General features: G+C 64.3%; 22 protein-coding genes. 11 read left to right on the top strand and 11 right to left on the bottom strand.

Annotation, left to right across the window (positions count from 1 at the left end; all coding sequences use genetic code 11):
* The first annotated feature begins 272 nt into the window (after positions 1-272).
* Entirely contained in the window at positions 273-2,009 is a 1,737-nt protein-coding gene (locus AAGA68_11895) for a sodium:solute symporter family protein (GenBank protein ID MEM9385756.1), read from the top strand.
* Between the two features lie 452 nt (positions 2,010-2,461).
* Here the strand turns inward: AAGA68_11895 and AAGA68_11890 are convergent, their stop codons facing one another.
* The 6 genes from AAGA68_11890 to AAGA68_11865 form a co-directional block, all read right to left on the bottom strand.
* Entirely contained in the window at positions 2,462-2,764 is a 303-nt protein-coding gene (locus tag AAGA68_11890) for an antibiotic biosynthesis monooxygenase (GenBank protein ID MEM9385755.1), read from the bottom strand.
* Between the two features lie 32 nt (positions 2,765-2,796).
* On the bottom strand, positions 2,797-3,591 hold the full coding sequence (locus tag AAGA68_11885) for a heme ABC transporter ATP-binding protein (GenBank protein MEM9385754.1): 795 nt from the start codon (positions 3,589-3,591) through the stop codon (positions 2,797-2,799).
* Positions 3,588-4,658 carry an iron ABC transporter permease gene (locus AAGA68_11880; GenBank protein ID MEM9385753.1) on the bottom strand — a complete coding sequence of 357 codons (1,071 nt, stop codon included), beginning with the start codon at positions 4,656-4,658 and terminating at the stop codon, positions 3,588-3,590. The genes AAGA68_11885 and AAGA68_11880 overlap by 4 nt, the downstream gene beginning before the upstream one ends.
* A gap of 15 nt (positions 4,659-4,673) precedes the next feature.
* Positions 4,674-5,627: an ABC transporter substrate-binding protein gene (locus tag AAGA68_11875; protein MEM9385752.1), complete on the bottom strand. Its 954-nt coding sequence runs from the start codon at positions 5,625-5,627 to the stop codon at positions 4,674-4,676.
* Between the two features lie 160 nt (positions 5,628-5,787).
* A complete protein-coding gene (hutX, locus tag AAGA68_11870) occupies positions 5,788-6,291 on the bottom strand; it encodes a heme utilization cystosolic carrier protein HutX (protein MEM9385751.1) in 504 nt (167 codons plus the stop codon).
* A gap of 22 nt (positions 6,292-6,313) precedes the next feature.
* Positions 6,314-6,871 (bottom strand): hypothetical protein, encoded by a 558-nt coding sequence (locus AAGA68_11865; GenBank protein MEM9385750.1) that lies wholly within the window; start codon positions 6,869-6,871, stop codon positions 6,314-6,316.
* Positions 6,872-7,023: 152 nt separating this feature from the next.
* Here AAGA68_11865 and AAGA68_11860 point away from each other — a divergent pair, with 152 nt between their 5' ends.
* From AAGA68_11860 to AAGA68_11830, 7 genes are all read left to right on the top strand, one after another.
* Positions 7,024-7,533, top strand: coding sequence for a hypothetical protein (locus tag AAGA68_11860; protein ID MEM9385749.1), 510 nt, complete (start codon positions 7,024-7,026; stop codon positions 7,531-7,533).
* A 129-nt stretch (positions 7,534-7,662) separates the two neighbouring features.
* Positions 7,663-8,484, top strand: a complete 822-nt coding sequence (locus AAGA68_11855; GenBank protein MEM9385748.1) for a ferredoxin--NADP reductase — start codon at positions 7,663-7,665, stop codon at positions 8,482-8,484.
* Positions 8,481-8,996: a hypothetical protein gene (locus AAGA68_11850; protein MEM9385747.1), complete on the top strand. Its 516-nt coding sequence runs from the start codon at positions 8,481-8,483 to the stop codon at positions 8,994-8,996. Before AAGA68_11855 ends, AAGA68_11850 begins: the two co-directional genes overlap by 4 nt.
* A gap of 47 nt (positions 8,997-9,043) precedes the next feature.
* Entirely contained in the window at positions 9,044-9,364 is a 321-nt protein-coding gene (locus AAGA68_11845) for a hypothetical protein (protein MEM9385746.1), read from the top strand.
* 92 nt (positions 9,365-9,456) lie between these two features.
* On the top strand, positions 9,457-10,026 hold the full coding sequence (locus AAGA68_11840; GenBank protein ID MEM9385745.1) for a peroxiredoxin: 570 nt from the start codon (positions 9,457-9,459) through the stop codon (positions 10,024-10,026).
* A 79-nt stretch (positions 10,027-10,105) separates the two neighbouring features.
* On the top strand, positions 10,106-10,669 hold the full coding sequence (locus tag AAGA68_11835; GenBank protein ID MEM9385744.1) for a hypothetical protein: 564 nt from the start codon (positions 10,106-10,108) through the stop codon (positions 10,667-10,669).
* Positions 10,670-10,706: 37 nt separating this feature from the next.
* Positions 10,707-11,153: a DUF4920 domain-containing protein gene (locus tag AAGA68_11830; protein MEM9385743.1), complete on the top strand. Its 447-nt coding sequence runs from the start codon at positions 10,707-10,709 to the stop codon at positions 11,151-11,153.
* 108 nt (positions 11,154-11,261) lie between these two features.
* On the opposite strand, the gene AAGA68_11825 is transcribed toward AAGA68_11830, so the two are convergent.
* The 4 genes from AAGA68_11825 to AAGA68_11810 all read right to left on the bottom strand — a co-directional run bounded on the left by AAGA68_11825 (position 11,262) and on the right by AAGA68_11810 (position 18,363).
* Positions 11,262-12,749, bottom strand: coding sequence for an alpha/beta hydrolase (locus AAGA68_11825; GenBank protein MEM9385742.1), 1,488 nt, complete (start codon positions 12,747-12,749; stop codon positions 11,262-11,264).
* Positions 12,750-13,968: 1,219 nt separating this feature from the next.
* Entirely contained in the window at positions 13,969-15,111 is a 1,143-nt protein-coding gene (locus tag AAGA68_11820) for a DUF6607 family protein (protein ID MEM9385741.1), read from the bottom strand.
* Between the two features lie 1,244 nt (positions 15,112-16,355).
* Entirely contained in the window at positions 16,356-17,426 is a 1,071-nt protein-coding gene (locus tag AAGA68_11815; GenBank protein MEM9385740.1) for an ABC transporter permease, read from the bottom strand.
* Entirely contained in the window at positions 17,416-18,363 is a 948-nt protein-coding gene (locus AAGA68_11810; protein ID MEM9385739.1) for an ABC transporter ATP-binding protein, read from the bottom strand. Before AAGA68_11810 ends, AAGA68_11815 begins: the two co-directional genes overlap by 11 nt.
* A gap of 170 nt (positions 18,364-18,533) precedes the next feature.
* Here AAGA68_11810 and AAGA68_11805 point away from each other — a divergent pair, with 170 nt between their 5' ends.
* Positions 18,534-19,190: an RNA polymerase sigma factor gene (locus AAGA68_11805; GenBank protein ID MEM9385738.1), complete on the top strand. Its 657-nt coding sequence runs from the start codon at positions 18,534-18,536 to the stop codon at positions 19,188-19,190.
* Complete coding sequence (locus AAGA68_11800) at positions 19,187-20,047, top strand: anti-sigma factor (protein MEM9385737.1); 861 nt, start codon at positions 19,187-19,189, stop codon at positions 20,045-20,047. Before AAGA68_11805 ends, AAGA68_11800 begins: the two co-directional genes overlap by 4 nt.
* 9 nt (positions 20,048-20,056) lie before the next feature.
* On the opposite strand, the gene alr is transcribed toward AAGA68_11800, so the two are convergent.
* Positions 20,057-21,229, bottom strand: coding sequence for an alanine racemase (gene alr, locus AAGA68_11795; protein ID MEM9385736.1), 1,173 nt, complete (start codon positions 21,227-21,229; stop codon positions 20,057-20,059).
* Positions 21,230-21,421: 192 nt separating this feature from the next.
* Here alr and AAGA68_11790 point away from each other — a divergent pair, with 192 nt between their 5' ends.
* Positions 21,422-22,414 (top strand): aldo/keto reductase, encoded by a 993-nt coding sequence (locus tag AAGA68_11790; protein MEM9385735.1) that lies wholly within the window; start codon positions 21,422-21,424, stop codon positions 22,412-22,414.
* Positions 22,415-22,436: the final 22 nt, after the last annotated feature.

The raw sequence follows: 22,436 nt of genomic DNA, 5'->3' as shown, positions 1-22,436 counted from the left end.
TTTTCGCCCCTGAACACGTTGCTCCTCCTCCCGTGGGACCTGCCACGCTCGTCCTCGCGCCGCGCTCAGGGACAAAAACTCGCCTGCGAATTCATCAACGAACTTCTAACTCAGGACACTAGCTAGGGGCCGGGCCGCAAGCGGCACTTCTACGCGGGTAGGGCGGGAATCCACCTGGCACCGGATGTGTGTACTTTCGGACACATCGCCCGGTGGCGCCGCCGCCGCCAACCGACGCGCCTGCGAGGCGGTAACCGAGAAGGTAGCTAGCGATGGACGGCTACAGCCTGACGATAGCGATCAGCGTCATCCTGTTCGCCGCCATCGGCGCCTATAGCGGGCGCAGCGTAAAATCCATCGACGACTACTTCGTCGCCGGTCGGCGCGCCCCCACCCTGCTGATCATGGGCACTCTCGTCGCGAGCCTGTTCAGCACCTCGGTCTTCCTCGGCGAGGCTGGCTTTACCTACGACGGATGGGTCGGCCCGTACCTCCTTCTGCCAGGCATCGCCATCACCGGCTACATCTACGGCGCGCTCTTCTTCGGTACCTTTCTGCGCCGCAGCCGCGCGCCCACCGTTGCCGACTACCTCGGTCAGCGCTTTCGCAGTCGCCGCGTGCAGCAGGCAGCGGGCGCCACCATCGTGCTTGGCCTCGGCGGCTACCTATTGGTCGTCACGCAGGGATCGGCCATTCTGCTCGCCGATATCACGCCGCTCAGCTACGGTCAGGCGGTCGTTGTCGCTTGGCTGAGCTACACCGCGTTCACCCTCTACGCCGGCTCCAAGGGAGTGGTGATCACCGATACGCTGATGTTCCTGCTGTTTTGCGGTGCCACGGTCCTGTTCGGCTACTTCGTCTTCGAAGGCTTTGGCGGTGTGAGCCAGGCCCTGGAGACTCTCACGCGAGAGAGCACTAAACCCCACATTACTTCCTGGCACGGCACCATCGGCGAGGGCACAGACTGGCCGACAGCCTGGGACTTTCTCATCTGGTTGGTGATCGTGGACAGTGCGTGGAGCCTGGTGTACGCCGTCGGCCCCTGGCAGGCCAGTCGCCACCTCATGGCTAAGGACGAACACGTGGTACTGCGCGGAGCCATCTACGCGAGCTTTGCCATCATCTTCCTGCAAATACTCATCTACGGCACAGGCGGCATCATCAACCTGGCGAACCCCGCTATCGAGCCTTCCGAAAGGGTGATCGTCTGGGCGTCTCAGCGGCTCGTACCGGAGCTACTCGGCGCCTTGATGCTCGCGGGAATCGCCGCAGCCGGACTGTCATCCGCGTCCACCTTTCTCTCCCTGGTGGGCTTCAGCCTGAGCAACGACATAGGCCCCAAGCGAGGGGCATTGGAGCTTAGGGCGACTCGCTTACTCATGGGTACGTTCGCCGTCGTGGTGCTAGTGCTGGCCCTAAACCTGCCGGCGAACGTGTTCTGGATCATGCTGTTCATCGGTACGGTCTTCGCCTCATCGTGGGGACCGGTGGCACTGATGAGCGTATGGAGCCGATCGATCACGGCGAACGGCGCCTTCTGGGGCATCGTGGCGGGCTTCATTGGCAATGTGGTGCCGGCGGCACTGGTCTACTTCGGCGTGATCTCCCTGCCGAGCTACCTAGATCCGGCTGTACTAGGTGGCAGCGCGAGCTTGCTCGTGATCTTCCTCTTTGCGCGGCGGGAGCAACCGAGCGCCGAAGAACGAGCGTATCGAGAGCAGTTGCACCAAACCCCCAAGACCGATCGGGACGCTGCCAAGGCGCGGGTCACGCTGATCGCACCAATGCTGCTAGTAGCCTACGGCGTGCTGATGCCACTGCTACTGCTGAACTTCTACGTTCGTCCCGTGCAACGGGGGCGTGGCACGATCGGGCCTGGCGATAGCCTCAATTGGGCCGAGGCCGAGCCGTGGATCGCCTTTGGGCCCGCGTTGCTCTTCGTACCTCTCGGGTTCATTGCGGCCCACGTCATCTGGCATCGCTACAGCCCGCGGGTAACGCTCAGGTGATGAAAAGTGGTGGGCCCGGTAGGACTTGAACCTACGACCAAAGGATTCGCTGTACCCCGCCGTTTCCCGCGGGCGCGGACTATCTCTTCACCCTCGCCGCCGTCGCGGACGGTGCGTTAGGGTGCGGGACGCTCGATGCCTGTTATCAAGAGCACTCGGCGTGCGTTGGGCACACCAGCTCTCAGGTAGTCTCTGCACCTTCCGGCGGTGTACCACCGGCTTGGCTCAGGGTTGCCGCCGGTCGAGCATGCCCTGTCCGACATCGCCCCCGCTGCGGGTTCCCTGAATTCATCCCGTCCACTTCGGGAGTTTCCCCCCGAAGGCACCAGCGGCGCTGCGCCCCGCGGGCCAGCGCGCCGATGAGTCCCCTGCTCTAACCAACTGAGCTACAGGCCCAACCGGCGAAGAGTATAGCGCCCCAGTGGCCGGGGCGCTGACCGGGTGTCTACGGCTCAGAGCACGGCCTCGAAGGTCTCCAGGTCCGGGTGGGCGAGGTAGGTGCCCTTGGGCGCTGACTGCTGCGCATGGGCTTTGCGGAAAGCGTCCGACTCCGTCCAGGCCAGAAAGGCCTCCTTGGATTCCCACACCGAGTGCGAGGCGTAGAGCACGTGATCCTCGTGCTGCGGCCCCTTCAGGAGAGAGAAGGCTTTGAATCCAGGCACCTCGGACAGGTAGGAATCTCGCTCGCGCCAGACCCGCTCGAAGCCTTCTTCGAAGCCCGGCGCGATCTTGAAGCGATTCATCGCAATAAACATCATTGCTCAACCCCCAGATGGACTGTGTGTTTTCAGGTAGTGACCAGGAGGCGCTGGTCGGCCTCCAAGCGAGTGACGTGCACCGGCACGTCGTAGACGCGGCTCAGCAGGGCAGGCTCCAGCACCTGCGCCGGCGTCCCCACGCGCTGCAAGCGTCCCTCGGCCAGCAGCGCAATGCGGTCCGCGAAGCGGGCCGCAAGGTTCAAATCGTGCACGACGGCGACCACGCCCAGCGGGTGATGCCGACACAGACGCGCCACGGTGCTCATCACGAGCAGCTCGTGGGCGAGATCTAGGCTGGCCGTAGGCTCGTCGAGGAGCAAGTAACGGGCATGCTCGGTGGCTGCACCACTGATCGTCGGCCAGACCTGCATCAGGGCGCGGGCAAATTGAACGCGCTGCTGCTCCCCACCCGACAAGCTGTTGAACAGGCGCCCGAGCAGAGCCGGCAGGTCGCATTCGTCGACGACCCAGTTCTCCGCCTCCTCGCGCGCCGGATCCCCCAACCAACGGTTAGGCGCCCAACCCATACGAAGCACCTCATCGACGGTGAAGTCGAACAGGATACCCGAGGCCTGGGTCATGACTGCGCGACGATTCGCCTGCCAGTCCAGGGGCCTGCCGGTTAGCGTCTCCCCCTCCAAACGAACGTGGCCCGCACGAGGTGAGAGTTCGCCTGCCAGGAGACGGAGAAACGTGGACTTGCCGGCACCGTTGGGCCCGAGCAGCACCACCAGCTCTCCAGGCGATACGGCAAGGGACACCTCCGAGAGCAACTCTCGATCGCGCACCGCGTAGCTGACGGCCTGCGCCTCGAGCGTGCTCATTGCATCCTCACCCGGGCGATCAACCAAAGGAAGAAGGGTCCGCCGAGTGCGCTGGTGACGAGACCGACGGGCAACTCTGCCGGGACCACGAGGGTGCGCGCAAAGACATCGGCCAGCACCATCATCAGCGCGCCCAACAGGGCTGATGCGGGCAGCACGTAGCGATGCGACGGCCCACCGAGCAGACGCACTAGGTGAGGCACGACCAGACCGATAAAGCTGATGATACCCGAGACCGCCACGCCGGCACCGACCACCGCAGCGCTCGCCAAAATCGCGACCCGCGTGAGATGACGCGTGTCCACCCCTAGATGGCGGGCCCCCTCCTCCCCAAGCTGCAGAAGATCGAAGCGATCGCCCAAGCGTAAGAGCACCACCGCGCCTGCACTGATGACGACTAGCGAGGGGATGATGGTCGGCCAGGTCGCACGGCCGAAGCTCCCCATCATCCAAAATACGAGCGTGCGCAGCTGCGTGTCTGAGCTCAGGTACTCGAAGGCGCCAACGCCCACCATGGCGAGGGCGTTGATGGCGATCCCGACGAGAATCATGGTCACCGTGCTGAAATTGCCGAAGTAGCGCGAGAAGAGGTAAAGGAACGCGGTGACCAGCACGCCCCCGGTCACGGCGGAGGCTGGTATCGCGTAGTGGGCAAACCACGCGGGCCACGCGACGGCCTCGCCGAGCACGATCATCGCTACGGCGCCCAGGGCGGCGCCGCTCGACACGCCGATCAGCTGAGGGTCGGCCAGGGGGTTGCGGAACAGCCCCTGAAGCACGGCCCCAGCCAGTGCCAGCGCCGCACCAACGAAGGCGGCGAGGAGCACACGCGGGCTGCGTATCTCGACGAAAACCGTGCGCTCGAGCAAGGCCTGGGTGTCGCCACTGGCGCCGACCAGGGCATTCCACGAAATGGGCACGGCCCCGGTTTTGAGCGCAAATACGGTGCCTGCGAGCAGACCCAATGCGAGCACGCTCATCACCCGGTACTGACGCCCCCGGCGACGTCGCTCATCACTGGCTGGCGTGGCCCGTGGCGCGCTGGCCACGGTATCGCTAGCGCTCATTGCTCGCGCTCGAGCTCAGGGTTCGCGGCTAGCGTCCGCGCTCACCGCTGTGTCGAGGGAGACGGCAAGCTCTCGCGCGGCCTCGAGGGTGCGGGGGCCGAAGCCCAGCATCGCCATGCCGTCCATGGCGATGACCCGGCGGTTGCGGCCCGCATCAGTCAGGCGCAAGGCGGGGTGATCGAGCAGCGCGTCGAGGCCACCGGCATCGTTTACCCCGCGCGTGGGCACGACGAAGATCGACGGATTGATCGACACCATCATCTCCATGGAAACCGGTCGCCAACCCTCCATATCGCCGAGGGCGTTGCGTGCGCCCGCCATGGCGAGCAAGCCATCGCCGGAGGTGTCTGCCCCCGCGCCCAAGGGCGCGCCGTCACGCAGGCCAAGGAGCACAGCCGCCTTGGGTGGCGTGTCGCGTTCCGGAAGGTCGGCGATCGCGTCGATGAGCGGTTGGATGCTGTGCGCGAGCAGTCGATCGCCCGCCTCCGGCACGCCGAGCACCGTCGCCACACAGCGCACCTTGTCCACGATGCCCTGGGCGGTGTGTTCTTCAGGCACCCGTACCATGCTCACGCCCGTACGCTCGAGCTGGGCGATGACCTCGGGCGGCCCCATGTCGTGCTCACCTAATACTAGTGTTGGCTTGAGAGAGAGAACCCCTTCAGCGGAGAGCGCGCGCACGTAGCCGATCTGAGGTAGCTCTAGAGCCGCAGGCGGGAAGTTCGACGTGCGATCCGCGCCGACGATGCGGGCCTGCTCACCCAGCGCGTAGACGATCTCTGTCAAGGATCCGCCGGCGATCGCTATACGCGAGGCATCTGCCGTAGGGGCATCGCAGTTGGCAGCATGAGCCGCTGTAGCGGCAACGGTGGCGCAGGCCACGAGGAGGCGGCGCCACAGCGTGGGCACCTTCTTGCGCGAGGCGCGGACAGGATCGCCGGTCAGCCGATCGTCGGTGGCTGCCATCATGGAAGGTGCAGCCCGCCCGGTCCGGCCTAAGCCTGCGGAAGTTGGGGAATTCATAGGGGGAGCCTCATCGGAATGAAGTCGCAAATGAGAATGGATCCGAATCATAGGGTGGGCACCGCCGTGCGACAAGCGGCGCGAGGGTCGTCCCCGCCTCAAGGGTCTACGCAGAGCCCACCAGGCGCCCACGCAGGCGCTCGAATCTCTCGAGCTGGTTGGTCTTCAGGGTGCGGTCCTCGTCACGGGCCACGAAGACCTTGAAGATGCAGTCTCCCGTGCCCTCGAAGAACAAGATGGCGCAGGACCTGCGGCCCATGAACGGTCGGTCGATGAATGCGATCGCCTCACAGGCATCTTCCCGCAAATGCCCGCCAAGGGGCGCGCCGCCCTGGAAGTTGAGGTATCCCCGTGCCGCCGTCACCGCTGGAATGGACGTCTTCACTTCGACGATGAAGGCAGGCAAGTGCACGAGGAACATGACCTCCCCCCACTGACTCAACTCCTCCAGGATCTCAGGCAGCTTCGCACCATCCACTAGGGTGCAGTGCTGCGCGGGGAGATGCTGAGCTGCCTCGAGGGGAGTCACCGCAAACTCCTCCGCCACGCGCTCCAGCAACGCGCCCGGTTCCTCTCGAAATCGGGCTTCGATGGCTTCGCGCGTCGACATCGGTATCTCCAGAACGATGGGATCAGGACTCCACAAGGCTAACGTCCGCCAGCTGCTCATCGAGCGTCTCGTGGGAGCGCACCGAGACATTGCTGGGCGCGCGCGTCTGTGCGTTGACCGGTGACGCAACGCCCTGCAGGGGCTGACGCGCAGGCGGCTGAGCGGCGTAACCATGACTGTAGAGCAAGGCGCCGGCGTTGACGAACCGGTTCATCAAATCATCCGGTACTGCATCCCGCCCGAGCAGCCAACGCAGATGGGCCTGGAGCGCTTCGATTTGATCGTGCTGGGCCGCTGCCAGCGCGTTGAGGATGCAAACCTCGTCACAAGTGATCTCCAGGCTAGCTGGTACGGCCATCCAGATCTGGCGCTTGCCCTCCTCGACAAGACCGGACACCAGATCGCGCAGATCCTCCCGAGCGCGCTGGCCTTGATCACCAAAAGCCGCCTCAAAGCTCGGGTCTACGCACCGGCAACGCGCATGTGCTACCACAGAGACGCGAAAACCCCAGAGGCACATGGCCGCGCCGTAGGACAGCTCGTCAACCTGAAGTTCGTCTAAAAAGCGGCTCTTTTTCAATGCCTTAATTCTCCAGAGGGTGGTAAGCGCTCACCGTGCACGCGCTAGCGCTGCGTCCGTGAATGAGAATGATTTGCAATCATATTACTCGCAAGGTGAAATGCAAGTCGGCCCGTCGCAGAAAACCGCCGTAGCACTTGAGTGAGCCCCAGATGTCCGCAACCGCCCGCTGGGAAGGGAAGTCCCTGTTCGTAGAAGACTTGCGTATGACCGACCTACGCTTCGGCGCGAGCTTTCTGATCTGGGGGTTTCGCCACTGCGCCGCCGGCGCGGCGCACTGCTCCGTCGCTCGGCGCAGCTACGCCATGGCCTTCGAAGGGGACGAACAAGCGCTCGCTCACCTAGAGTTGTTGACCACGGCGATACGCGATAGCGGCCAACGTCGCATCTGGTTCGCACCGCCCGCCTGCGAGCAGCTGACCCTTGATGAAGCCTGCCTTCTCGAAGCACTGGAAGCTGCGCAGACCGAGCAGTTCGAACAGCTAAACGCCAGGCTAGGGGAGCTTCTGGCGAGTGCGCCCAGCGAACTCGTGAGGCGCTGCGCGCACACGTTGGCGCACACCTTTCGAGCGCGAGGATTCCTTATCGTCGCGCCCGGCGAACATCCCTCCTCGCAGGAGCGTGGGCTCGCGAACGGTCCGCAGAGTCATATGATTCACTGATTCAGCTCAGGCCTCGCGGCGCTTCGTGCCCAAGCGGCGCACAGATGCGAATAAGAATGATTGACATTTGAAGGGGCCCGGGTACGCTTGAGGTTGTCCTCAGCGACTCAAGAAGGATTCCTCCCTCCAATGACCAGAGCGGCTCAAGCGTCCGTCTCCCCCAAAAAGACTGCCCCGTTCCCCAGCCAGGAGGTGCTCAGCGTGCACCACTGGAACGACCGGTTGTTCAGCTTCCGAGTCACCCGGGACCCAGGATTCCGATTCCGTAACGGCCAGTTCGTCATGGTCGGGCTTCCAGGCCTCCCGCCCAGCGCCAAGCCCATCATGCGCGCCTACAGTATCGCCAGCCCCAACTATGAGGAGCACCTGGAGTTTTTCTCGATCAAGATTGACGAGGGGGCGCTGACCTCCCGACTCCAGCACCTGCGCGAGGGCGACCAGGTGCTATTGAGTACGAAGCCCGTCGGCACCCTGGTGCTGGATGACCTAAAGGCCGGCTCGCGCTTGTTTCTCTTCGCAACCGGCACCGGACTCGCCCCTTTTCTGAGCACGGTGCGCGACCTAGAGACGTACGAGCGGTTTGAGGAGGTCGTTCTCGTGCACTGCGTGCGACGATGCAGTGACCTGGCTTACCGCGAGCTGCTGTCCCAGACCCTCCGCCAAGACCCTTACTTTGGTGAGCTGGCGAGCACCCAACTGCGCTACCTGCCGGTGGTCACGCGGGAGCCCTTTGACCTTCAGCAGCGTATCCCAGAGCTGATTACGAGCGGCTGCCTCACCGAACAGCTAAGCATCGACGCGCTGGATCCGGCACGAGATCGCGCCATGCTCTGCGGCAGCATGCAAATGCTGCGCGATACGCAAGCTGCCCTGGACAGGCTCAGCTTCCAGATCTCCCCCAATCAGGGCGTCCCTGGAGACTACGTCATCGAACGAGCATTCGTCGGATGATGCCTCAAGGCACTCGAACACTCACGGCGGAGGTCACGCGCGAAGGGACACCCGATGCGCGCTGGAAGCAATTGACACGATGCGCCAATGCGGCGCTGGCCGAAGGCGATCACGCCGCCGCCCGCGCCCACTACCGGGAGGCGGTACGAGAGGCTGAGGCGCTGTTCGACGCCGCGGTAGCCGGTTCAGGCTGGACCGACGCGGCGCCAATTCTCAGCTTGGCGCACGCCAACCTCGCCAAGTTACTGGCCAGCCGCGGCGAACAAATCGCAGGTCGAAACTGCTGCCAGTCAGGACTGGAGCGCTTGCTGGCTGTCGTCTCCGACGGCTCGGGCACGTGCGAAATCGAGTTCCGCAACGCCTGCTTCCGCCAGCTATCGCCGGCCCTCAGGGACTTCATCGGCTACCAGCAACCGATAGTTGGCAAGGGCCGTGAGCGCGGGGGAAGGATCGTGCGACGGGTGCAAATCGCGGCCGCCAACTTCGCGAGTGAGTCATGCAGACGGCACTGACAGTGATCAGGCGGTCATGCCAGCCTAAGCGGCGCCTCCTCCGATGGATGCTCGTCGCTGCCAACGGTGCTGTGTGTGCTCACGCCGCAGAGGTCCCGCGCCAAGCGGGGGGTCTGGGCTCCACCTGGGCCGTGCTCGTCTTGTTCTTAATCGTGCTGGTCGCCGTTGCGATCGCCTACTGGTTAGAGATCTCCGCGTCCTACGAGGGCGAAGCAAAGCGCCCAAAGGGCACCCTCGATGACATGCTCTTGCGCTACGTCGAGCGCCCACCCAAAGCCCCTCCCGCGGGCCTCCCGCCAAAGCAAAGTAGCCTCCAGTCTGCCAATATTTACCGCCAGCTCGAGTCTCCACCGCGCCGATTGGATTGATTGCCCGGACGGTCCAGGTAGACTCGCGGCGCGGGCGAAGGCGATGCCCGGACCGTTTTCGTATCCCTGACACTTACTGGAGAAAGCACTTCATGACCCCACAACGTATTCCCGAGGCTCTGTTCCGCACTCGCGTCCGCGACGAGTCCGTCGGCGGCGACAACCCGTTTCGTTGGCAGGACGTCACCTCCCAGGACATCTTCGCTGGTAAGCGCATCATCGTGTTCGCCATGCCCGGCGCGTTCACGCCAACGTGCTCCTCCACCCACCTCCCGCGCTACGAGGAGCTCTACGCGCAGTTCAAGGAGCAGGGGATCGACGACATCTACTGCCTGTCGGTGAACGACGCGTTCGTGATGTTCCAGTGGGGCAAGTCCTTGGGCGCTCAACACGTGAAGATGCTCCCGGACGGCAATGGCGAGTTCACGCGCAAGATGGGTATGCTGGTGAACAAGGACAACTTGGGCTTTGGCATGCGCTCCTGGCGCTATGCAATGGTGGTCAAAGACGGCGCCATCGAACAGACGTTCGTGGAACCGGAGTTCTCCGACAACTGCCCCAGCGATCCCTTCGAGGTGTCCGACGCCGACACCGTACTCGCATGGCTGAAGGGCGAAGCAGCACCCAGCGAGAAGCCTGCCCGGGCGGCCTTTACTGGCTAGAACAACCGGCTAGCACGCCGGTGGTGCCCCGCTGAGGTCACCACCGGCGGAACGGGACCGAGGGTCCACGGACGGAGAGATGACGGAGCTTGAATCACGCACCGCGGCGACGATGGCTGGCGCCAGGCACCCTCTCTGGGCGACGCTTACCATGCTGTGGGCGAGCGTCGGCTTTTCCGTACTCATCCTATACGGCCTTGCAAAGCTGGCGACGGCCACCGCAGGCGCCTTCTCCTTCGCTCTCGCGCCCCACCACATCGCCGCGCTGATCGTGAGCGTCTTGGCCATGGCTTGGTTCGAAGGCTACCGTGGCTTCCAGCAGTCTTTCTCACCGCGCTTCGCTGCTCGTGCCGCGGAACTGGGGGAGGGCGCCACGGCGCCGCAGGCGCTACTTGCGCCCCTTGTCTGCATGGGGTTGCTCTGGGCGCCGCGGCGCAGGCTGATCGGGGCCTGGTCGCTGACTGCCGGCATCGTGGTCTTGGTGCTGCTGTTCCGCCAGCTGCCCCAACCGTGGCGGGGAATCCTCGACGCGGGCGTTTTCGTGGGTCTGTCCTGGGGCCTTGTCGCCACCTGGGGGGCAGTGGCCGCCACGCTGATCGAACGGCGTCAGCAACGCGACCGCCCTGTGGTCGCCACCGACTAATCATCTGCTTAGTACAACCCGCACCCGAGGTAAGTCTATGTTTGATCACTCTTCCCGGCACCTGACGTTGTCCTGCGCGGTCTTCGCCATCAGCGCCACGGCAGTGTGGGCTGGGGAATACGGCGAGAAGATGCCGGAACCGGGCGCGACCGTCTCCTTGGAGCAGGCCATCACCGCGGCGAGCGAAAGGGGCCAGTACACGGGCAAGATACGCGGCAGGATCACGGAAGTCTGTCGCAAGAAAGGCTGCTTCATGGTGCTAACGGACGGCGATCATGCGGCGCGGGTGGTGTTCAAGGACTACGGCTTTTTCGTGCCGAAGGACACGCCACCGGGCATGTCGACCGTGTACGGCGAGCTGACCACCGAGAGCCTCAGTGCGGAACAGGCACAGCACTTCGCCGAAGACGCCGGCCGTAACTCGGACGCCGTCGGCGCCGTGCGGGAGCATCAGATCGTCGCCAGCGCCGTCGTCATCGACTGACCAACGATTGATAGAGACGCACCGACCTGCCCCTTGCGCACACAACCATCGGGCACTCCGACTACGAGTGCCGATCACCTAAGCTAGCGCTTCGATTAGGCACCTCAACTAGCGAGAGAGTGGATCGAAGCTAATCGGCCCTAGCTTTACGTCTTCAGGGGCACCGCCGCCATTGAACCAATCCACGAGCGCGGGGCCGAAAGTCGGCTTTTCGGAGATCGCCTCAGTGAGGGCCGCGTGGGAACCTCCGGCGACCGTCACCAGGACGGCATTCGGGAACTGAGACAACATCTCCTTAGCGTTTGCGTACGGTGTCGCAACATCGTAGGTGCCGTGCACGAACAGACCAGGCACCGGCGATTGGGTGCCCGCCTGAAAGGCAGGCGGCAACGGAGCGATGGACCAGCCGCTGCACAGGGCGTCCATCTGCGCTAAGTCGTTCGGAAAGCGCGGCGGTGCGGTTGCCTCGAGCCGCTCCCTACGCACCTTGGAGATCCATGAGCTGCAGTCGAATAGGCCAACGGCCGCCTCCGATTCCGATCGACCGACGGCGAAACCTGCGATGCGTCGAAAGACCGCTGCCCGCCAGGTGCGATCGCCCCGCAGGAGTTGATCGATCGCAGCGGGCCAACCCGACATCTGTGCACGGTTTGTCAGGCGGTAGTCAAAGCCGAACAGCTCGCCAGAGGTGAATACGCTTAGCACCTCGTGCTCTCGTAAGCCGAAGGCCTGCCGTGGATCCCGTGCAGCTCGCCTCACCAACGCCTGCAGCGCAGCTAGAGGATCGCTGGCACCGTGGGCACCGGACCACACATCTCGCGCTTCCTCGGCGATCTGGCGAAGCGCGGCGAGCACCTCTTCGCCATCATCGAAGGTGTGGTCGTAGCCTTCGAGACCGCTGACGAGAAAGCGGCCGATCCGATCGGGGTACTCACGCACCGTGGTAAAGGTCAGGTGGGAACCGAAGCTCGTGCCCTGCATGTGGATCGTCGGATAGCCGAGCGTGTCCGCCACGGCGATGATGTCCGCTGCCGCCTCGGTCACGACGTAGCCGTCGAGATCGAAACCATCGCGCAGGAGCGTATCGCGGCCGGCGCTACCGAGGTCTCGCAACAGCGTATCGAAGCGCTCGCGGTCGTTGACCAGGCGGAACTTGCGCTCAATACCCTCGAGCTCGAAGTTGGGCGTCGAGGAGTGGATGCCGCGCAGATCCACCAGCACCACATCGCCCACGTCGCGCAGCAAGTCGATCATGTCCCGTAACCACGCCTCGTCGATGCGCTTGATGTAGCTTGATCCAGGCCCGCCAGCCACCAGGAACACGGGGACCTCACCCGCGCCAGGCCGTTTGGGGATGACCGCAAACCCGATCGACAGCGCCCGGCTATCGGTCTTGCCTCGAACCTCCGGCACTTCGATCCGCCCGTGGGCGAAGTCGAACGGTTCGCCAGCCGGCGTCTCGACAGTTCGGGACCGCAGCTCAACTCCACGATGGGAGAAGGGCACGGTCGGCGGCTCAGCTGCTTCCCAAGGCCACAGCAACCAACTGGCCAGGATCAGCACCGGCATGAGCCCCAGCAAAAGACGAATCCTCATGATTCTCATCGGCTAGTCGCCTCCACAGACTTGGACTTCCCTCGCGGTCGCAGGACCGAATTAACTCTTCCTAAAGTATCTCTTTATCAAGTTACCAAGGGCGTGGACATCGAGCCAAGTGTTTGAGTTGCACTGTTGTTGCGAATCGTTCGCGTGATTACTACTGAATACCTAAGGAGCGCCCTTCGTGGAGATTGCACAAGCGTTGCCAGGGCACCAGCAGGGCGAGCGATTCGCCCGTGGTAGCGCCTGCGCGCCAGTCGCCCCTAGGGCAGGGTTTGCGCGCCTGCGCCCCCTGCTATGCGCCACTTCTGAGGCTAGCTAGTTCCCGTGGAGGCCATCATCTGGCAGAGCGCCGCTGCCCTCGCCGGGCGCTGTTGCTCATTGCTCCTTCCCCTGCTGACGGCCTCCGCGGCCCTTGCGAGCGACGCACTCGAACCTGGCGGTGCGCGCTTGACGCTGGCCGCGGACGCGGCGCCCAGCTCGCGAGCGCTGGCCCGGGTACCCGTCCACCTGCTCGCCGCCCACGATGACGTGGCGGCGGGCAAAGCGCTCTTCGAGCGTGATTGGCTGCTCGCGCGCGAGCGAGCGCCATTCTGGCAGGCCCTGATTTCGACCGAAGCGTCTGCGCGGCCTGCCGTATCGAAGCCCTCGACGGACCATCAGCAAAGGCGGTCGACGCCCACCTGGTGGCGCGCCCCGTGCAGGGCGCTGCCGTCCAACGACTCGGCGCACAGGCGAACACGCGGCATGCCCGGAACGATCCCCCAGAAGCTAACATTTTTATTCGCTAACGCCATCAGACGTTCACCTATCCCGACGGGCGCACACGGGATCTGCGCATGCCCAGCGCAACAGCACGTTCCGCGCAGGGCCCTTGCTGTTCGAGTGGGGGCTACTGGAACAGGTCGACCAGCACCTGCTGCCGCCCTTTGACGATCCGCACGATCGGGGCCAAGACGGTATCAGCGGCCGCGCAGTCGTGACGCGACACCCCTGCACCGGTCGGCGCCAGCTAGGCATCTTCGGCTGGAAAGCCGCACACGCGACACTTCGGGGCCAGGATCAGCGCCGCTCTGCGCCACGACATGGGCATCGAGAGCGCGACGTCCTGCCAGCGAAGCACGGCGCCTCCCGAGATCTCGCCCTAGGAGCTCACGGCGATCACTGCATTTGTTCGGCGCCTGCGTTCGTTCGCGCGCTTTAGCGCGCCGAGCGCTCAGTAGCTATCGCCGCCCAAGTCCGCGCCAAGCGGATCCGGGTCGATACTCAGATAGCGGTCGATGATCTCGCGAGCGGCCGCGCGGCCCTCTTGCGGGTCAAAGCTTTCGTCCACATCCTGGGCGTAGGTGAACATCGGCGAGAAGAGCTTCTCACCGTCGACCTTATCGGCGAGCTGGAAACGAGGATGCTCGGCGACGATCTCCTCCCACACCTTGCGAACGACGGTCCAAAAGGGGCCCGTTCGGTCTAGGTAGTCATCGCCCGGGGTGAAATCGAAGCCTGTGATTCGTTGGTAGCGGTTCATCCCGTACTCGCGGGCTAGGTAGCCTGCGGGGCGACCGGTCTCATCGATCAAGGCTTTCAGGTTGTCCTGTCGATGCGTCCACCCTTCGCGCGTGATCGTGTGCACGTTGGTTCCTACCAAGGCGTGGTAGTCGTCGCGAATCGAGAACTCTCGGCGCGGAAGCGGACGAGCCGTCTCTTCACTTTCCCAGGCGGAGAAGTTCTTTTCATGACGCCAGCGGCCAATGCCCTCATAGCGCGGCGAATCATCCACCTGCCATACCGCTTGGGACCAGGTACCGCGACGCGAGTCATCGGACACGGCGACACTCTCCCAGCGACCGAAGCCGCGGTAGGTCAGCACCGAATCATCTTCATAGGTCCAGTCCTGGCGCCAGTGCTTAGTGACAAAGGGCCCGATGATCTCGTCGTCTTCGCCCAGGATACTCATAACGAGTACGTGCTGAAGACTGATGAATGAGCCACGGTCTTCCACCACATACACGTACTCGGTGCCCCAAGACTGGTAGGGCTTCGCCGGGCTGTACGCGGCGCCGTAGCCTTCCATCTCCAGGAAGTCGAAGCTGGCGCGGTAGCCGCCCGCCATGGCCAGGATCGCGCGGCGGTCGCGCTCGAAATCGTCAAGACCTTGGGCCTGCAGTCGCACCCAGCCCGGGTGGTCTTCCTTGGCTAGCGTGATCGGCGTGCCGCGGCTCGTGCCACCGCGGGGAGCCATCGCGGTGCTCTCGTTGAACTGGTAGCTGAACACAAAGCGACGGTCGTCTTGAGCTTGGGCGGGAAAGGCGGCCAGCACTGTCGTGGAGGCGAGTGCAGCGAAGCACGCCAATGTCTTCATATCGAGGGCTCCTAGGGCTCCGCTTCCGACGTCGCCGCTTGTACGAACCGACGGCCATGAAACACCGTCTGGTGCAGCCGGCCACTCTGGCGGAGCCATCAGCATAAAAAGGTCTGCCAGTGCCGGCAACGTGAGATGTTCTTTTGCGATGGGCCCAGAGTGGGGTGAAGTCCAGCTCACCCACTCACATCGCTTTCACGACACGTCCTTTCGGTCAAAGGCTGCCCAAAAACCGCTGCGGGCAGGTTCGAGGGCAATCAGCACATGATGGGGGTTGTACCGACCGTCTGGATTAGCGTCGCACGTACTCACGTAAGTGCCGGCACCGGCAGATTCTGGCAGTAGCTGATCCTTGAAGCTTACTGATAATGATTTGCATTATCGGCATTGGGCGCAAAAAAGCAAGCGCTCCGGCCCATGTCTCTTGTGTTGCTCGCCCGCCCCCACCAGCACGCGCCGCCGCGAGGCCGAAACGGTGACCTGCGTCTCGTAGGCCGAGCGCAAGACCGCGTCGTACCTTGTTGCCCTCTCCCGTCGTCTTTCGCGCATTGCGCGCCATCGTTCATGCCACGACCAAACCCAACACCGATACCTCCTCCAGTGGCTACGCGAGCGCCTGGTGTATCGCGACGCGCAGCTCGGCAGCAGGCTCGCCTCTAGTGTGCTGGCGTCCGCGATCGTGGCCGCACTGGTCAGGGGCTGCGCGCCGTCTGCTAGCGTGCCGGCCCGGGTGGCTTTGGTGCTCGGGGTCACCGCCTAGCGGTGGAATCTTCGCGAGCACCAGCTCGCTGTGCAGGTGGCTAACGCGACCGAACTCAATCGCGCCTGGGCACTGCCGTCATGTGCAGGGCGATGACTGTCTGTGGCAAACCAGCGAATGCTTGCGTTTGGCACTGCATCGACCCGAGGGCTTGTCCCCCCGCACTGGCAGCGAAGAGTTCGTAGTGCTGTTGCCGAACTGTGAGCCGTGGGTGCGCTGGAAGTGGCGGGACGGATGCGCGATACGGTACGCGCTCGGGCCATTCCCATCTACGCCCACCCTCTACCGATTGGGTAATCCTCAGCATAGGCACGGCCAGCGCGATGCCGTCATCGGACACGGGCCAGCGCCAGCTGTTCGGGCGCGCGGACCGCGCCCTCTTTAGGCTAAGGGTAGAGGTCACGACCGCATCTGTGCGTGGGGCACCGCACCGTTGGCCAGCACCAGCACGGCAGGACTCGCCCACACCGCAGCGCCCTGAGGGTTACTCCCAGCGAAACCACCTCAACGCCAGAGTAAAGGCCACTAAGGTCCAGCCCGTCTGCACGGCGATCGGCCCCGCCAGCGCAAGCACGGGCTCGCCATCCAGCATGAGTCCACGCAAGGTGTCGACGATCGCCGTCAAGGGCAGCAACCGCAGCACGTCGTGGGTGAACTCGGGGAATCGTTCGTAGGAGAAGAACACGCCTGAGAACAGCCACATGGGTAGCATGACCGCGTTCATCAGCCCCGACACGCCCTCCGTCGTTCGCGGACGGGCCGCGATCAGCAAGCCGATGGCCGCGAAGGTGCTCATTCCAAGCAGGCAGACAGCGAAGAAACTCACTAGGTCTGTGTTGACCGGAATCCGCAGAACAAAGTACGCGAAAGCCAGTAAGCAGGCCAACTCACCGACCAGAAAGACCCCGCGGCCCAAGATGAACGCTGCCAAAAAGTGCCAGCGGCGCATCGGCGTCACCATCAGCCGCCGTAGGAGCTTCTTTTGCCTCGTGTCGGCGATGGCAAAGCCGATAGACCAGATGCCCGTGATCATCAGATTCATGCCGAGGATGCCAGGGAACAACCAGTCGATGTACCGAATCCCGGTGCCTCTCACCTCTTCGAAGGACAGGGCAGGCGGCGACTCAGCGCGCGATAGCAGGTTGAGCATACGCAGGCGGGCGAGTTCTGCCTCTGGGCGTTGCGGATCGAAGGCCAGCACGGGCGGCGTGCCCGGCAACAGCACCGCCGAGACGGCACCCCGCTCCAGAGCCAGGCGAGCAGCCGCCTCGTCTTCGTAGGCGCGTTGCGCTACACCGGGCGCATCCGCCGCCAGCACCTGAGCCGTCGCCGGCACCACGGCGACTACCTCGTCCGCCGGTTTGCGGTTCTGGAAGGCCCAGCCGAGCACCATGGTCAAAGCCAGGGGAAAGACCAACACCCAGAACATCGCCTCGGGCTCGCGAACAAACAGGCGCACGCGGGCGAAGGTCAGCTGCCGCAGGGCTTGCCACTCGCGTCCGAGCGCCAGAGGCTGATCACCCGAGTCAATCGCTCGCTTGCCTTCAACCGTCACGCAGCTGCCGCCCGGTAAGTTGCACGAACACGTCCTCGAGCGTCGCCTGACGCGTCTCCAAAGCCACCGCGCTGCGCCCCTGTGAGCGCAGATACTCAAGCAATGCGGGCAATGCCAGCTCCATCGACGCCACCTGCAACCGCAAGCGCCCTGCTACCGCCTCGGCCGCCGCAATACCCGGCAGGCTCGCTACCTCCTCCAGGGCCAGGAACTCGAGGCCCTTCGCGAGCGTCACTTCCATCACGCTGTTGCCCGCCAAGCGATCAATTAGCTCAGCCGGTGCTCCCTTGGCGATCGCGCGCCCCCGATCGACGATCACCAGATCGTCGCATAGTCGCTGGGCCTCATCCATGTAGTGGGTGGTAAGGATGATCGTGCCCCCGTCAGCCCGTACCTGCTCGACGACCTCCCACACGCGACGACGAGACTGAGGGTCCAAACCCGTGGTGGGCTCGTCCAGAAACAGGATGCGCGGTTTACCGACCAGGGCGCAGCCGAGGGCTAGGCGCTGCCGCTGACCACCAGACAGCGCCCTGCAGTGGGTGTCAGCCTTGGCCTCCAGACCGATCAGCTCGATGATCGCCTGTGGGGCGTAACCGTTTGGATAGAAGCTACGAAACAAGCTAAGTAGTTCGCGAACGCTGAGCTTCTCGAATAGCTGCGTCTCCTGCAGCTGCACACCAATTGCCGCCCGTAGCGTGCGCGCATCACGCTGCCAGCTTCGCCCGAGCACCTCTAGGCGACCACGATCCGGCGCCTCTAAGCCGACCATCATATTGATTGCCGTGCTCTTTCCTGCCCCGTTGGGGCCGAGCAAACCCAGGCAGCTCCCGGCACGCGCCTCGAAACTCAACGAATCCACCGCGACCGTAGACCCGAAGGATTTGGCTACATCGCTCAGGGCGATCGCCGGAGCAGCCTGCGCTGGTGCGGTCAATGGAAAACTCCCTGAACGTCGATTATGTGACCCCTATCACAAGTTGAGGGTGGACCCGGGAATTAGGCCACCGCTAGCAATGATCCGTGAATCTGAAAAGACTAATGCGGCGAAATCTGGGACCATCAGCCACTGCGAACGCGCCCCTAGCGCATGAGATGCCACCTACCATGTCTGCAGCCACAGCCACGCTTGATCGCCCGATCACCGACCGAGTACGCTCGGCGGTTGGCGCCTCATCGCGCGTCGCCAACATCAGCGGCCCATCACCCGTGACCAAATCTATTCTTCAAGCGCTGGCGGACGGAGACCCCAAGGCGGCTGAGGCTTTCCTCGATCAGTACGGGGATCTACTTTGGTCGCTGGCGCGACGCTTCTGCGACGATCACGCGGAGATCGAGGATTGCGTGCAAGACGCGGTGATCGAGATTTGGCGCAGCGCCTCCAAATTTGACGCCACGAAAGCAAGCGAAACCACCTTCGTCGCGATGATCGCGCGCCGGCGCTACATCGATCGCCTGCGCCAGCGCAAACGGCGCCCTGCACCAGAACCGCTCGCCGAGGACGATCAACTCGTAGGCGATCAGGGCGGACCGTCCCTCGAGACCCTCGCCGAGGTCGAGCAGATCAAGCCGCTCATCGCCGAGATGCGCGACGTGCAGCGAAACGTGGTCCAGCTCGCGATCTTCCGCGGCTACTCCCACGGCGATATTGCGCGCGTTCTCAACATGCCACTGGGCACGGTCAAGACACATCTCCGCCGCGCCATGCTCTCCATTCGAGAGCGACTGGGTGAGCAGGACCACAGCACGGGGGAGGCGCTATGAGCTCGCGACTTCCCGAAGAGCTGATCGACCTGCTGGTCAGCGATAGCACCGAGGGTTTGGACACCGAGTCGGCTGACTCGCTCGTGCGCATGCTGGGCGATCATCCGGATGATGTGCGAGAGAGCTTCGAGCACGCTGCGGCGATCGCGCACCTAGCGTTGCTGGACGGTGCACCTTCCGCTCGCGCCGGCATGCCCCCCAAGGCGCGCGACCGCCTGCTGGGCGCCGTGAGAGCGGCAGGCAACGACCCCCATCGCATGCAGGCTCCAGCCGTGGAGCCGCCCCCCGGCAACGCACCGGCGACCGTGGTGCCGACCGTTCGCCGCTCCAGTGGCTTCACCGGCTGGCTAGTCGCCGCTGCCATTGCCCTCGCCTGGGGCACGTCGTTCGTCCTGCAGGAAGATCTACTCCCCCTGAGTGGCGGATCATCCATTGAGGTAGACGTACCGATCGCGCAGGTGCCGCCGACGCATGCGCAAAAGCGGGCGTCCCTGCTCGCGGAAGCTACGGACGTCATCACGGTCCCATGGAACCAATCGGCGGATGCGCTAGCGCAGGTGAGCGGCGACGTGGTGTGGAGCAATGAGCGCCAGGAAGGGTACATGCGCCTCGCCGGCATGCCTGCCAACGATCCGAGCGCTGCCCAGTACCAGCTTTGGATCGTCGATCCAGAGCGTGACGCGGAGCCCGTCGACGGCGGTGTATTCGACGTGGCTGATTCGGCCGGGGGCGAAGTCATCATCCCGATCGAAGCCAAGCTCGGTGTGATCGCGCCCGCGGCGTTCGCCATTACCGAGGAGCAGCCCGGCGGTGTAGTGGTCTCGGAAGGACCGCTGATACTGGTGGCCGGGCTGTAGCGCCGGCGGCTACCGCCTCGCCAGAGGGCTGGGCTCGGTGATCTCGCCGCCAGCGCCCAGATAAAGTCGCGGCAAGCGCGGACCTAACCCCGTCAGCATCTCGTACGGAATCGTGTGCGCCGCCAGCGCCACCTCTTCCAGCGGTACTTCGCCGCCGATCAAGGTGGCCCGAGCGCCTGGCCCCACCTCGGCCTCGGGAACAGCGGAAACATCTAAGGTCAGCAGGTCCATCGATACGTGCCCCACCACCGGCACGCGCACGCCTGCCACCGACGCCTGGGCGCGGTTGCCCAGCTCCCGCCGATAGCCATCCGCATACCCCACCCCAACCGTGGCCAAGCGAGCGCCTGGTGCGGCGGTGAACGCCCCGCCGTAGCCGACGCTCCCTTGCGCTCCCACCGTGCGCACTTGAAGGACGCGCCCGTAAACCCGCGCCACCTCGCGCATAGGATGGGGGCGAGCGTCGAAGGGATTAGCACCGTAGAGCGCGATACCGGGACGCACGAGGTCGCCGCGGGTCGCCGCGCCTAGCAGCGTGCCGGCCGAGTTGCCGATGCTAGTCGGCACGTCAGGAAGAGCCTCTCGCAGCTCCGCGAAGGCCAGCACCTGACGCGCAGTATGCGCATCGTGTTCACCTCGATGGGCACTTGCCAGGTGGGTCATGAGCAGCTTCACGTCCAGCCCTGCTCGCCAGCCGTCGCTGGCGAGCAGGGCTCGCCAATCCTCCGCGCCCAGCCCCAAGCGATTCATGCCCGTGTCCAAGTGCAGCGCGCACGGCAGCGCAACACCGCCCATCAGGGCCGCCTGCATACGCCACAAGTGCACCTGTTCGACGCTATTCAAGACCGGGCGCAGGCGAGCACGCGCCAGGGCGGCCGCATCATTCGCCCCCACGCCGTTGAACACGTACACCTCAGCAGTGGCTTGCAGTTCTCGCAGGGCGAGCGCCTCATGGGAGTTCGCCACGAAGAAGCAGCGACACCCCTCGGCCCAAAGCTGCGTGACGACAGGCGCCAGCCCCAAGCCATAAGCATCGGCCTTCACCGTGGCCGCGCACCGCGCAGGGAGGGCCAAGCGCGACAGGGTGCGGTAGTTGCTACCAAGGGCGGTCAGGTCCACGTCGACCCAGCCGCCGCCCAGGGGTGGGGGCGGGGAGACGGACGAAGCACTGCCTACGTTCAAAGAGAGCTCCTCAACGGGCGCCGATTTCGCGCCGGGCGCGCAATTGTAGCCAACCGAGCAGCAACTGCGCTGGGGCGCTGGAGCCTCGCGCCTCTCGCGGGCACACTTTCGATCTGCGACCCTCACGGGGGTATCGGGTTCCATACAACCAGCCCCCAGGGCCTTGGCCAATCGACTTGGGATGAGCACGCGATGGATCAGCGCACGTTAGGATCACGGGGCCTTGAGGTCGGCGCCATAGGCCTCGGCTGCATGGGCATGTCCCACGTGTACGGCCCCGCGGACGACGCCGAATCGATTCGGACGATCCAACGCGCCCTAGACCTCGGACTTTCACTGATCGACACCGCGGACGTCTACGGCTTCAACACCAACGAACACCTGGTGGGCCAAGCTATCAGCGGACGCCGCGCAGACGCCGTGGTCGCCACGAAGTTCGGCATGAAGCGCCGGCCCGACGGCTCGCTTATCGGCATCGACGGCTCACCCGCGTACGTCGCCCAGGCCTGCGAGGCGTCCCTACAGCGCTTGGGTCTTGATGAGATCGACCTGTACTACGCGCATCGCCTCGATCCCAAGGTGCCCGTGGAGGAGACCATCGGCGCGATGAGTCGGCTCGTCGAGCAGGGCAAGGTGCGCTACCTGGGCGTGAGCGAGGCGAGCGCCGATGAGGTGCGCCGCGCGCAGGAGGTTCACCCACTCACGGCGCTGCAATCGGAGTACTCCCTGTGGACACGGGATCTGGAGGCGCAGGAACTGCCGGCTTTGGCGGAACTCGACGTGGGTCTGGTGGCCTATAGTCCCCTGGGGCGTGGCATGCTGAGTGGCAAGATTCACTCGCAAGCGGATCTCGCCGAACGCGACTACCGACGTACCTTCCCTCGCTATTCGTCGGAGCACATCGAGGAGAACGCGCGCATGGTCACAGCCCTGTCGCGCATCGCCGAAGAGGCAGGCTTGAGCGTGGCACAACTGAGCCTCGCCTGGCTCCTGGCGCGTTCACCTAGCGTGGTACCTATCGTAGGCACTAAGCGAGTGAGGTACGTAGAGGAGAACGCGGTCGCGGCACGCGAGCCTCTCGCAGCGAACATCGTGGCAGCCATCGATGCCGCCTTTGACGCCGGCAAGGTGCGCGGCGAGCGCTACCGCCCCGCAGCCATGGCACGCCTCGGTAGCAAACAGTAGAGCTGAGGGCCTCAGGTCTAAG

This window comes from Pseudomonadota bacterium, assembly GCA_039193195.1.
Classification (GTDB): domain Bacteria; phylum Pseudomonadota; class Gammaproteobacteria; order Steroidobacterales; family JBCBZW01; genus JBCBZW01.
Note: the sequence above shows the minus strand (reverse complement) of the source record. Positions and strands in the feature narration are given on the sequence as shown.